Origin of the sequence: Clostridium frigidicarnis (assembly GCF_900111985.1) — a bacterium.
GTDB lineage: Bacteria > Bacillota > Clostridia > Clostridiales > Clostridiaceae > Clostridium_Z > Clostridium_Z frigidicarnis.
The window spans coordinates 1-12472 of record NZ_FOKI01000009.1 but is presented as its reverse complement, the minus strand read 5'-3'; the positions used below and the strand labels follow the sequence as shown (position 1 = coordinate 12472).

The following is a 12472-nucleotide window of genomic DNA, read 5'->3' as shown; positions in this document are numbered from 1 at the left end:
ATACCTATGCTTTTTATTCCATATAAAAGAAAAAGCAGTATACAAAAATATAAAAGAAGAAAAGGAGATACTATGACAGAGAGAAAAACAATAATAGAAACAGGATGGAACTTGGACAACAGTTATGCTCGTCTTCCAAAAACATTTTTTACCAGACAGAGTCCAACCCCTATACCTTCACCAAAGTTAATCATTCTCAATTATCCACTCATAACATCCTTGGGGTTGAATTCCCAGGCACTACAAAGCAATGATGGAGTAGCGGTGCTTGGTGGTAATAAGATTCCTGAAGGTGCTTTGCCTCTTGCTCAAGCATACGCAGGACATCAATTTGGGCATTTTACATTGTTAGGAGACGGTCGGGCTGTGCTGCTTGGGGAACAGATTACTCCTTTAGGTGAGCGGGTTGACATTCAGCTTAAGGGTTCAGGCAAAACCCCATACTCCCGGGGAGGAGATGGCAGAGCGGCATTAGGACCAATGCTGCGAGAATACATCATCAGCGAAGCAATGAATGCACTTGGTATTGCCACTACACGCAGTTTAGCAGTAGTGACAACAGGTGAGTCAGTAATCCGAGAAACTGAGCAATCTGGTGCAATAATGACACGTGTGGCTGCCAGTCATATACGTGTGGGAACATTTCAATACGTTTCAAAATGGGGTACAGTTGAGGAGCTCAGAGTCCTAGCTGATTATACATTGCAAAGGCATTTTCAAGACGTAGATGCTGATGAAAACCGCTATCTTTTCCTACTTAAGGAAGTAATCAAGCGTCAGGCGGCCTTGATTGCAAAATGGCAGCTGGTTGGATTTATTCATGGGGTAATGAACACCGATAACATGGCTATTAGTGGAGAAACTATTGATTATGGTCCTTGCGCCTTCATGGATGTCTATGACAAGGCAACAGTATTCAGTTCCATTGACGTTTATGGCCGCTATGCCTATGGTAATCAGCCTAAGATTGCTGGATGGAATCTTGCGAGATTTGCTGAAACACTATTGCCGTTGTTGCATGTTAACCAAGATCATGCTGTCAAACTAGCCCAGGATGCCGTTTCAGGTTTTACTGAGTTGTATCATTATAATTGGCTTTCAGGAATGAGAGCAAAACTTGGAATATTTAATGAAGAGCTACAGGATGAATCCCTAATTGAAGACCTCCTAAGTATGATGCAGAAGTACCGTGGGGATTATACCAATACCTTCCGTGCATTAACTTTTGATAAACTAGAGGATAATGTCATGTTTGGCACCAAGGAATTTGCTCATTGGCATGAAATGTGGCAGGCGAGACTAGGAAGGCAGCAAGAATCAAAAGATTCCTCATATAAGTTGATGAAAAGCTGCAATCCTGCGATAATTCCACGTAACCATCGGGTAGAAGAAGCACTAGAAGCCGCGGTAAAACAAAGAGACTACAGTGTGATGGAGCGACTTCTTGATGTTCTTTCGAGACCTTATGCGCACTACCCCGAACAGGCTGATTACTCAACGCTACCTGAGCCATCAACATGTCCTTACAGAACCTATTGTGGGACATAATATAGAAGCATTAGAACATATAACTGATGTTAAGTAAAGATTAAAAATAATCCTTATATAAAAAAGGGTAAAGAATATATTAGTGATCCATTGCCGTATTTAAAACTAAAATGTAGTTAGCTACAATATTTAAAATTTGCAAAAATAATAGAGGGTAATAGATTAGTTTTGAAATCTACTACCCTCTTTTCATTAATAGGTCCACAAGCGATCTGATATAACTATACAAGTTATCATATTTTTTGAAGACAGGTAAAAGTTTAAGCATATAATCTGAAATTTATTGTTCTATTAGATTACTTAGATAGAATAAGGTTTAAGAAAAAGTAGGTTCTTTAATTTCAATTAAACACTCTAAATATAATAAGTGAATTTGATAATTGGAATAATTTATGGAATAATAAGAGTATAATATGTAAGGAGTTTAAATAGTAGAATAGAATCTTGAGTATTAAATATGGGGAAATACTATGAAAATTCAATACGAGAAATTCCATTAGTTGCAAAGAATTATAGAGTAAATCTTCATTCATGAGCTACAGATGGTAGCCATAAGATAAAGAATAGATAATTAGGAGGAATACAAGTTGAAAAATTTCTTTTGGATTGTAGATTTGATTATTCCTGTTACTCTTATAGTTATTGGATTAATATATAAAAACAATCCCCAAAAACAAATCAATCAAATAAGTGGTTACAGAACATCAGGATCTATGAAGTCTCAGGAAGCGTGGGATTATGCAAATTACCGAGGAGGACAATTATATATAATAATAGGAGTTATTTTACTTGTAACTATTATAATAAGTAAATTGTTTGTTCCCATTAGGGCAGAGTATTTAAGTTTAATTCATGCAGGAATAGGAATAAGTTTGATGTTTGTCCCAGTGATAATTATTGAAAAAGAATTAAAAACAAAGTTTGATGAAAATGGCATGATTAAATAAAAGCTGATGTAAAGTAGAGTAAAAACAAATAATTAACCAAGAAACTAATTTCTTGGTTAATTATTTTATACAAAATATACACAGTGTTAAAATGTTTTAAACCTCTTTTTTGTTTAAAAATATAATATCAGTAAAACACATAGCAAAGGATAACCCAAAAGCGATAGAAAGATTTTTAAATAAATCTATTTTTTCAGGTCTAAAAAGGAAATTAGTAGTATAACCTAGAGCTACTAATATTATAAAAAAAATGATGAATTTATAAGCTCGTCCTTTTATATAATGCCATTTTACTTTTTGTGCATTTAAAATAGCAACAATAGCTATATATAAAATAAATAATATAGCAAAGATTGCATATCCTATTACAAATCCAATAGCAAATGTACCTTTTATATTTTTATAAACAATAAAGAGTGCAATTATAGTACATATTAAAAATAAGAAGTAAATAGTTTTTGTTAAAAATAATGATATGTGTTTTTTCATTGCATTACCTCACTTAATTATATATAGTATTTTAAAATTTCTTACAAGGTTTTAATACTATTTGTTGTATACCTACAAAAGCACCTAATTTACTATTTTGAATTGCAGAATAGTTTATTCCATTAACCTCAACCATAGGTATAGAACTTCTTTCTATTACTTTACAATTAGTTCCTTGCTTTTCAAAATATTTAGTTATTTCCGTTATTAAATCGTCATAATTAGTAATTTTATTTTCCAATTCAATAACTATATTTTCTTTACCAAACATAATATCTTCTCCTTATTAAATTCTTAATATAATCTATATTTAAGTATAAGGTTTAAAAATTAATTCTTTAAATAGAATATTTTAGTCCTTAAAAAAATAGTACCAATATTAACATTTTTAGTAAATATATATTATTTTAATTATACACCCATAACTCTCAAATGTCGGTTTCTTCTTGTTATTAGGTAATAATTTAATTTATATAATCCTGTTCTTATATAATAGACCCTTATAATGCAATTAGTAAGGCAAGATCAACTTTTTGAATTCGTTGAATAAGGTAAGAGATTAATAATTTAATGCTATATGAAAAATCCACAGATAAAATTCACATTGCCTTCAATATAAATACAATTTACTTTGGTAATATATAAAAAAACAAACCAAAGAAGGGAATGACATAGAAATGAACTTTATATTAAAAGGGATATCACATTAATTATTATTAATGATTATTGATAATATGAAAAAACAATATAAAAATTTTAACATTTAATACCACTATTTATAAAACATAATAAATATATTTTTAGCCATACTATACTTGTACATTAAATAAAAATAAGAGTAGAAAGGGAGAGGTGCAACTATGAAACATAATCAAGATGATAGGAGAGATAATGTAGATAAGATTCAAGATAACATTAGCAATACTATTCAAAACATTCATCTTGCAGAAGAAATGATTGAAAAGACAGATGATGAAAAGAATAGAGAAGAATTAATAGAAAAAAATGAAAGAAGAGAAGAAGCTCTTAATTCTATGAGAAAAGAAATTAAGGAAGAAGCAATTGATAAGAAAAATGAATATAGATAAATAAAATTTAGCATATTAAAGCTCTACAATAAATTTTGTAGGGCTTTAGTTATTAGATTCGTTATATAATAATATGTTGTAAAAATATGTTATAATACATTTAAGAAGATTAGTTAAGGATAAATATTTATACTTAAAATCTAAATATTATAGTTTTTATATAAGTTGTCTATAATTTAATTGTATTTATAGATTGTTATATAAGGTTATAAGGGGGATGTTTTATGAAAAAATATGAGTATAGAGTAGAACAAATACAAATAGAATTAAAAAGTATACTTAAATCTAATAATGACAAACACAATAAAGAACTTTCTGATAAGTTAAACATATTTGGTAAAGATGGCTGGGAGTTATCAGGTTTAGATGGTACTTGGTTTTATTTTAAGAGAGAAATTGAACAATTATAAAATACATAAAGATTATAAGTAAAAAATATGTTGAAACTATTGGCAATAGACTACAATTAATTACAAAATTTGATTTAAAAGAAAAATTATAGTAATATAATTATAATGAGTATACTTATTATAATTTAACATATGAAGATAGTGAGGTTTACAGAATAAGAAAACTTAATATAAAGATAAATTTTAGTGATTTATAAAAATAATATCTTGAACCTTTTATTATAGGTTCTCACTGTACTAAATAACAAATGAAGATCATACAGAGATAGAAAGATTGGAGATGATTTTTAGAACAGTAAGAACGAAGAATTTTAGAAAATATAATTTCATTTCAGTTTTTATATTAGCTGAACATCAAGGGGGAAAGATATTGTGGGCGTAATTGGTATTTTTTTATCATTATTTTTACTAATGTATTTTGCATATAAAGGGGTTAGTGTTATAATTTTAACTCCGCTATTAGCATTGTTAGCACTTTTATTTAGTGGAAGCATAGATATATTACCGGTATATACTCAAACGTATATGTCAAGTTTAGCAAACTTTGTTGGAACATATTTTCCTATATTCTTATTAGGTGCTATATTTGGTAAAGTTATGGACAAGTCTGGAGCAGCAAAATCAATTGCAAACGTTATAGCTAGAAAATTAGGAAAAGAAAAGGCTATATTGGCAGTTGTTTTATCATGTGCTGTTTTGACTTATGGTGGAGTGTCTTTATTTGTGGTAGCATTTGCTGTTTATCCAATAGCTGTGTCTTTGTTTAAGGAAGCTGGTATACCAAAAAGGCTAATACCAGGGGCTATAGCTTTGGGATCATTTACTTTTACAATGACGGCTATGCCAGGAACACCTCAAGTTCAAAATGCTATACCAATGCCATATTTTGGTACAACAACTTGGGCAGCACCTATATTAGGTATATCAGCTTCTTTAGTTATGTTAGTTTTAGGATGCTATTGGCTTATGTATAGAGCCAAGAAGGGAATAGCAGCAGGTGAAGGCTTCGGAGAACATGAGGAAATTAAGATAGATGAAGAAGTAAAGTTAAAACTACCTAATTTTATACTGTCATTAACTCCAATTTTATTAATGTTAGTTTTAAATTATATATTATCAAATTATGTTTTTATAGAAGGATTCATGAATTGGGAGTGGCTTGATCAATATAAAACTACTATTGCAGCATCAGGTGGAACATGGTCTTTAATAGTAGCTTTAATAGTAGCCATAGTAGTAGCAATGCTTTCAAATTTAAAAGTTATGAAAAATAATTTGCATGTTATAAATGAAGGAGCAACAGATTCATTATTTGCTATATTAAATACAGCAGCTGCTGTTGGATATGGTAATGTAATAGCAACACTAGGTTCATTTACAGTTATAAAGAATGCGCTTCTTGGTATTTCATCAAATCCATTAATTGCAGAAGGTATTTCTATTTCTTGTTTATCAGGGGTTACAGGTTCTGCAACAGGTGGTATGAGTATTTCATTACAAGCATTAGGAGATAATTTATTACAATTAGCTACTAGTTCAGGTATAAGTCCAGAAGTGCTTCATAGAGTTGCAACTGTAGCATGTGGAGGATTAGATTCTTTACCACATAATGGTGCAGTCATAACACTATTAGCAGTATGCGGATTAAGCCACAAGAAATCATATTTTGATATATTTATGGTTTCAGTAGCTATTCCTACAGTGGCACTTGTTGTAACTATAATACTTGGTAGTATGGGAATAGTTTAATTAATAGTAGTAATGAGTAAAAAGGAGCATTTATAATGATGCTCCTTTTTTATATGCAAATTTAAAATTAATTGCTAAGTCCTTTGCAATCAATCTAATGATTTTAATTTTTATATTATATATTCTTTATTATTATAGTAAATATTAAAAATAATTACACAATATTTCCCAAGGAATATATTTAAATTAGGAGAAATAAATACAATAAGATTATTAAACAATGGACATGGTATGAAACTAAGGGGGATGCTTCATAATGAAAACAATAAACATATGGATACTCGCACATGCTGATGCTGGTAAAACTACTATAACAGAAAATTTATTATATAAAAGTGGGGTTATAAAAAATCTTGGAAGAGTAGATAAAGGTAATACAATTACAGACTCCATATCCCTTAAAAAGGAATAACAATAAAAACCTCTACAGTATCTTTTAATTGGAATAATACCAAAATTAATTTATTAGATACCCCAGGACATGTTGATTTTATAGCAGAAGTTGAAAGATCAATGCATATTTTGGATGGAGTGATACTGGTTATTTAATCTAAAGAAGGAGTGCAAGTTTTTGTTTGAAATATAGTGTAAAAAGTTATAAGTGAAATTATGGCTTTTGTTTTTATATTAATAAATTGACGTTTTAAAATATATAAGATATTATATGAATAGAACAAACGTTTGGTGGAGAGGCTTCTAATTTGTAATGACTTTGTTGTAATTAGAGGACAGTTTATTAAAGGTAGGATAAAGGTGTTAATTGTGGGAGATATATTAGGATACTAAATATTCATTATTCATGATAAGTTTTGTAAAAATATTTTAACTAAAAATAATTAGTGAAGATAATTAAATGATTAAAGCAATTGCAACTCGTAGAAGTATAAAAAAACATATAAATGAGCATTTGCAAGATAATAAATACATATGTAGTTTGTATTTTTACTGTTGGGTATATCATGAAGAACCTAGCATGAAATTAAGAAAAAATACTGAACAAATAATATATTATGAAAAGTAGAAGAATATAAGAAAAGTTATTTTATTAAGCATAACTTTTTATATGTTATACAATTTTGAAACCCCCAGCAAAAGTTTAATCAATTCAATAAATTTAGGAGGAACACAAATGATAAATAAGATAGGTAAAATAACATTATATGTAAATAATCAAGAAGAGGCAAAAGAGTTTTGGACTAAAAAATTAAACTTTTTAGTTAAGTTTGAACAAAACATGGGACCAAATATGAAGTGGGTAGAAGTTGGTCCTAGTGAGAGTGAATTTACAACTTTTGTTTTATATGATAAGAACTTAATGAAAAATCAAAATAAAGATGCCAATGTACTTCATCCATCTGTTATATTAAGTACTAGTGATATAAATAGTACTTATAGTGAACTTAAAGGAAACCATGTTGAAGTGGGAGAAATTATGAAAATGCCTTATGGAAGTATGTTTTCATTTAAAGATCAAGATGGAAATGAATATCTAGTTCGTGAAGATAAATACTAATATAAGTAATATTGATAAATTTGCTAAACCATGTGGGATGTATGCCTGCATGGTTTTTGTTATGTAAAATAAATTTAAAGTAGATGAATTTAAGAATATAAAAATTTATTTAGAGGTATATCATAAAGGAAACAGATTTTCAAAGTTAGAGTATTCATACTATCCATTATAGCAAGTAATTCTTTAATATAAAGAGCGTTACTTTAAAGGAATAAAATATCAAGTTTGTTGTAGCTGAAAGTTGAAATATGGATGTTTTTCTTAACATTCTAATATAATAATTATAAGGATAAATAGTATATTACCTTTGTCTTTTGTTTTCTACACTGAAATTCACTTGCATAAGTTATTTAATAAAATTCATTAGTTAAAGATAGTGAATTATAAAGAAAATACAGTATAATAATAAGTAAGACTATAATGATATTGTTAATATAAATATCTTGAAAATATATATTAAAGAGGTGATAAAGTTATGTTTTTTATAGGTATATTCGGAGTGGAAAATAAGAATAAGGAAATTAAGATTTTAGATAATATAAGCTGTAAAATCTGCAAAGGAACAGTTACAGGGAAACTTATAAAAAACTATAATTTTTTTCACTTCTTTTTCATTCCACTTTTTAAATGGAATGAAACCTATTATGTAAAATGCACTGGATGTAAATCTTTATATACAATATCAAAAGATAAGGGAAAAGCTATTGAAAATGGTGAAAATATAGAAATAACATATTTGGATTTACAAGAAGTAAACATTCAATATAATAGTAATGATTATTTTAGAGAAAACAGATGTTTAAGGTGTGGTAGAGAAATAGATTCAAACTTTACATACTGTCCTCATTGTGGGGAGAGAAGTAAATAGGAGATGACAATATGGCTAAAGGAATATTTAAAGAATATAATTTGAAAAATCTTTTATTAAGAAATAGGGCTGTTATGGCTCCTATGTGTATGTATATGCCAGATGCTTACGCTAGGGGATTTTAATACAACTTAATAGGATAGGAGTTGAATTTATTATGATCCATCTTGAAAATATAACAGAGGATAATTATAGAGAGTGCCTAAAGCTAAGTGTTTCAAAGGAACAAATTAAATTTGTTGCCACTAATGCAAAATCTTTATCAAAGGCTTATGTTTATTATAACTCAACAAAGCCAATGATAGTTTATAATAATAAAGTAATGGTAGGATTTATATTATTAAGATTCTACGATGAACAAAATACCTATATTATAGATCAATTTATGATCGATGAACATTATCAAGGTAAAGGATATGGAAAACAAGCAATGAAATTGGCAATTGAAATTATGAGAAGAGAAGGAAAATATCCTAAAATAATTCTTTGTTATATAGATGGTGATGAGATAGCTAAAAAGTTATATGGAAGTTTAGGTTTTCATCATACAGGAGAAGTAGATGAAGATGAGCTTATAATGGCTTTAAAGTTGTGATAGGACATGTATTATTGTTACTTATTCATTAAAAATGTATAGAGCATAGATTTATATAAGAGAAACTAGTAGATAGAGTTTGTTGTGGACTAACTACTAGTTTTTTTGTATACTATTTTAAATAATATAGACTAAGTAGATAAAAGTCTAAAAATAAATAGACAAAATATAAAAAAGCTTGTATCATTATAAATGAGGATATTGGTAATGATATCCATATTATAAATAGAAAAGAGGGGTAATTGTGATAAAGGGGTATTCAAAGCTAAGTGATCCAGAAAAAAATGAAGTGTGTAAATTTATAAGTAGGAGTCTTAATGTTATAAAGTCTATAGATGAAATTGAAAAATTATTTAACAATAAGGTTAATAGATACGGTGAAGGAAGCCTATTCTGTTTTATAAATGGAAAGGTTGTTGGCGAAATTAATATTGTACTTGAGGCTTGTGAGAATCTTGGAACTGTTTATATTCACACAATTGAGGTACTGGAAGAGTTAAAGGATAAAAAACACATTGTTAAAAATCTCGTTGATGAGGCATTAAAACTTTCAAAAAAGCATGACCCAAGTGAAATTTATTTAGGAGCGAAGAACGAAGAAATACTTAATATTTTAGAATCACTAGGGTGTAAAAAGGAATATGCAGCTTTTAGTATGATTTTAGATGATAAAAATAAGAAAGAGGAATGTTTAGATTTAATTAAATTATCTAATGAAAACAAAAAGGTATATTTAAATATCTTTAATGATTCTTTTAGTGATATGCCTCATGGATGTTTTTTGAATTTAAGTGAGGTTGAAGAATATATAAATAAAACTGATAATAAAAATTACTTCTTTATGGTAGCTAAAAGTAATACTATTATTGGTTTTATGAATTGTGAAATACAGGGAGAGAGAGGCTTATTTGATATTGGATTAAAAAAAGAATATAGGGGAAAAGGATATGGGAAACCTTTATTAGAAACTGCTATAGATTTTTTGAATAAAAAGATGGTAGATAATATAGAACTAACTGTTATAGAAAAGAATTCTATAGCTTATAACATGTATAAGAAAAGAGGTTTTAAAGAAAAATCAGTTCTAAGTTATTGGATGGAAATAAAATTAAACTAAACTAAAAGAACTTATAGCTATATAGAAACTAGATTTATTCAGTGATGGGGTTCTCAATAACCATGTTTTAAAAGGTTAGATATAATGGTAGATTAATAGAATAATTTGATACAAATATATTACATGAAATTGAGCTAGATTTGAGCTAGGATTATTTGTTATGATTTTCATGGAATTAACAATTTAGGAGGTAACTTACTTAACTATAACTGATTATTATCATAGATTGAAATATTTATATAAATGAGTGGTTTTAATTTCATTGTAGATATATTAACAAAAGGTATGCTAATTTATACATTTCAGCATACCTTTTTACTGTATTTTTATGATTTTTTTAATTTCTAAATTCTATAAGAAAAATTTATTATTTTACACGCCATTTTGACTGTGAAAATTACGAATAATCATACCTTGGGATTTAAACATATCAAATTGTTTATAGAAATTAGTTAAAGGTTCATCACAAACTAAATCAACCATATATAGATGACTTAATGAATTTAACATACGGGTAACCAGCTGTGAACCTATTCCATTACCTTGATAATCTGGTATAACCTCTAATAATGGAATATAAGCACTTAAAACATTATCAGATATGGCTGTAATAAAACCAACTACATTATTATTTGTATCATCAATTGCTAACCAAAAAAAATCACTATTTTTTAACAGTTCCATATGCTTTTTACTTGATGGCGGATTTGGCCAACCAACAAAAAAACCTTTAAGATTATTATCATCTATATTTTCTAAAGAATTAACATATTTAATCATTATTATTCTCCTCACACTTAAAATTTTAATAACTTAAAATTCTAGCGTGATTTGATATATTAAAAGCATCATATAAAATTCCCCCTCTATAACTATACATATAGGACTATTCTATAAATAATTTTTAATTCCTGTAGTGGTATGAATTTTGTGGAATTTACATAATAAAAACTATGAAGTATAAAATCTTAATTATGTATTGGAAAGTAATTGATATAATAAGGAAAATTTGGTATAAATAAAGAGAGGGATTTAATAGAATAGCTCTTCATTCAGGTGGTATTCTTTTAACCAACTGAATGTTATATGAGTTAACAGGTATTAACCATTAGATGAATCATGTGTATATACAAGTTGCAGAATATTCTTACTAAACTACTAGTAAGGGATAGATGCTTTTCTTGTGTTTAATACATTAAATAATTATATTTTAGGAGGTAAACATGAACTTACATTTAATTTTAACAGATAATGATATACTCCATGCAATGTCTGCAAAATAATCAGATGGTGATAGTTGCATGGAGATAATATAGTCACCATTTTCATTCTAATAATAGCAGGTATAATCTTGTTATAATTATTTTGCTGATTTTGCATCCTTAAGAGATTATATTTTTAAGGAGCGGATTAGAATGAAATATGTAAATGCTATAGAAGTAATTCCAGAAGAATTATTACTTGAAATTCAAAAATATGTTAGTGGTGATTTGATTTACATTCCTAAGGTTAAAAATAAACGTAAATTATGGGGTGAAGTCTCTGGAATTAGAAAAGAAATTGCCAGTAGAAATACTGAAATTAAAGAAAAATTTCGTAATGGCTCAACAATCAATCAGTTAGTCTCAGAATATTGTTTAGCCTACGAAACAATAAAAAAAATTGTATATACAAGAAATTAACTTAAAGCTGTCTAATAAAACCAATAATTTTTTATTAGGCAGCTTTAAATTTTTTTTGGAAATTTATAATAAAGTTAAATTTGTGGCTAATTTTAAAAACGTTGAACATGGACTTGTCACTTGCAACTTGCTACTAAAAAATGGCGTAGTCATTTTTGTTCTTGTGTGTTAAATGATTATAGCTAAACTTGACATATTAATTTATATAATAATTTAGATATAATAATGTTAAAGATACATGATAAAAGGAATTTACAATTAAATTGAATCTGTGGGTAACTTTAAAGACATTAAATATATATAGTCTTTTTTAGTTGAAAGTTGAATGTGAAGAGTTAACCATAACTTTTAAGTTTCGGATTGCTCCCCGCTATCTGGACTAAAGTTACTCATTCTAAAGTTTTCTCAAAATTTCAAGCTAAGCTGAAATTTTATTTTTATAATATTCATGTGGGGATACATATCC

General features: G+C 27.8%; 13 protein-coding genes and 2 pseudogenes. 12 read left to right on the top strand and 3 right to left on the bottom strand.

The annotated features are described in order from the left end of the window. Positions 1-72: 72 nt before the first annotated feature. Both BM119_RS07220 and BM119_RS07215 read left to right on the top strand, forming a co-directional pair. Positions 73-1548, top strand: a complete 1476-nt coding sequence (locus BM119_RS07220) for a protein adenylyltransferase SelO (RefSeq protein WP_090040170.1) — start codon at positions 73-75, stop codon at positions 1546-1548. Between the two features lie 587 nt (positions 1549-2135). Beyond that, positions 2136-2495: an SdpI family protein gene (locus BM119_RS07215; protein WP_090040168.1), complete on the top strand. Its 360-nt coding sequence runs from the start codon at positions 2136-2138 to the stop codon at positions 2493-2495. 96 nt (positions 2496-2591) lie between these two features. On the opposite strand, the gene BM119_RS07210 is transcribed toward BM119_RS07215, so the two are convergent. Further along, positions 2592-2984, bottom strand: coding sequence for a hypothetical protein (locus BM119_RS07210; protein ID WP_090040166.1), 393 nt, complete (start codon positions 2982-2984; stop codon positions 2592-2594). Between the two features lie 31 nt (positions 2985-3015). Next, positions 3016-3255, bottom strand: coding sequence for a hypothetical protein (locus BM119_RS07205; RefSeq protein ID WP_090040165.1), 240 nt, complete (start codon positions 3253-3255; stop codon positions 3016-3018). A 589-nt stretch (positions 3256-3844) separates the two neighbouring features. Here BM119_RS07205 and tlp point away from each other — a divergent pair. The 9 genes and pseudogenes from tlp (at position 3845) to BM119_RS07165 (ending at position 10324) form a co-directional block, all read left to right on the top strand. Continuing rightward, entirely contained in the window at positions 3845-4072 is a 228-nt protein-coding gene (gene tlp, locus BM119_RS07200; RefSeq protein WP_090040163.1) for a small acid-soluble spore protein Tlp, read from the top strand. A gap of 224 nt (positions 4073-4296) precedes the next feature. Further along, positions 4297-4482, top strand: coding sequence for a hypothetical protein (locus tag BM119_RS07195; RefSeq protein ID WP_090040161.1), 186 nt, complete (start codon positions 4297-4299; stop codon positions 4480-4482). A 369-nt stretch (positions 4483-4851) separates the two neighbouring features. Next, positions 4852-6231: a GntP family permease gene (locus BM119_RS07190; protein WP_090040159.1), complete on the top strand. Its 1380-nt coding sequence runs from the start codon at positions 4852-4854 to the stop codon at positions 6229-6231. 256 nt (positions 6232-6487) lie between these two features. Continuing rightward, positions 6488-6777, top strand: a pseudogene (locus tag BM119_RS07185) (GTP-binding protein); the annotation flags it as partial. A gap of 153 nt (positions 6778-6930) precedes the next feature. Beyond that, a pseudogene (locus BM119_RS20200) lies at positions 6931-7017 on the top strand (lactate utilization protein); the annotation flags it as partial. A 343-nt stretch (positions 7018-7360) separates the two neighbouring features. Beyond that, positions 7361-7744: a VOC family protein gene (locus BM119_RS07180; protein WP_090040158.1), complete on the top strand. Its 384-nt coding sequence runs from the start codon at positions 7361-7363 to the stop codon at positions 7742-7744. 475 nt (positions 7745-8219) lie between these two features. Next, positions 8220-8612 (top strand): zinc ribbon domain-containing protein, encoded by a 393-nt coding sequence (locus tag BM119_RS07175; protein ID WP_090040156.1) that lies wholly within the window; start codon positions 8220-8222, stop codon positions 8610-8612. Between the two features lie 157 nt (positions 8613-8769). Continuing rightward, a complete protein-coding gene (locus tag BM119_RS07170; protein WP_242948361.1) occupies positions 8770-9207 on the top strand; it encodes a GNAT family N-acetyltransferase in 438 nt (145 codons plus the stop codon). A gap of 244 nt (positions 9208-9451) precedes the next feature. After that, a complete protein-coding gene (locus tag BM119_RS07165; protein ID WP_090040152.1) occupies positions 9452-10324 on the top strand; it encodes a GNAT family N-acetyltransferase in 873 nt (290 codons plus the stop codon). A gap of 372 nt (positions 10325-10696) precedes the next feature. Here the strand turns inward: BM119_RS07165 and BM119_RS07160 are convergent, their stop codons facing one another. Continuing rightward, positions 10697-11104, bottom strand: a complete 408-nt coding sequence (locus tag BM119_RS07160; protein WP_207647669.1) for a GNAT family N-acetyltransferase — start codon at positions 11102-11104, stop codon at positions 10697-10699. A gap of 635 nt (positions 11105-11739) precedes the next feature. On the opposite strand from BM119_RS07160, the gene BM119_RS07155 reads away from it, so the two are divergent. Continuing rightward, positions 11740-12006: a CD3324 family protein gene (locus BM119_RS07155; RefSeq protein ID WP_090040150.1), complete on the top strand. Its 267-nt coding sequence runs from the start codon at positions 11740-11742 to the stop codon at positions 12004-12006. Positions 12007-12472: the final 466 nt, after the last annotated feature.

Excerpts from the sequence above, each read along its gene's own strand:
- BM119_RS07220 (WP_090040170.1), top strand. The coding sequence starts at position 73 with ATGACAGAGAGAAAAACAATAATAGAAACAGGATGGAACTTGGACAAC.
- BM119_RS07210 (WP_090040166.1), bottom strand. The coding sequence starts at position 2,984 with ATGAAAAAACACATATCATTATTTTTAACAAAAACTATTTACTTCTTA.
- BM119_RS07205 (WP_090040165.1), bottom strand. The coding sequence starts at position 3,255 with ATGTTTGGTAAAGAAAATATAGTTATTGAATTGGAAAATAAAATTACT.
- tlp (WP_090040163.1), top strand. The coding sequence starts at position 3,845 with ATGAAACATAATCAAGATGATAGGAGAGATAATGTAGATAAGATTCAA.
- BM119_RS07195 (WP_090040161.1), top strand. The coding sequence starts at position 4,297 with ATGAAAAAATATGAGTATAGAGTAGAACAAATACAAATAGAATTAAAA.
- BM119_RS07180 (WP_090040158.1), top strand. The coding sequence starts at position 7,361 with ATGATAAATAAGATAGGTAAAATAACATTATATGTAAATAATCAAGAA.
- BM119_RS07175 (WP_090040156.1), top strand. The coding sequence starts at position 8,220 with ATGTTTTTTATAGGTATATTCGGAGTGGAAAATAAGAATAAGGAAATT.
- BM119_RS07170 (WP_242948361.1), top strand. The coding sequence starts at position 8,770 with ATGATCCATCTTGAAAATATAACAGAGGATAATTATAGAGAGTGCCTA.
- BM119_RS07160 (WP_207647669.1), bottom strand. The coding sequence starts at position 11,104 with ATGATTAAATATGTTAATTCTTTAGAAAATATAGATGATAATAATCTT.
- BM119_RS07155 (WP_090040150.1), top strand. The coding sequence starts at position 11,740 with ATGAAATATGTAAATGCTATAGAAGTAATTCCAGAAGAATTATTACTT.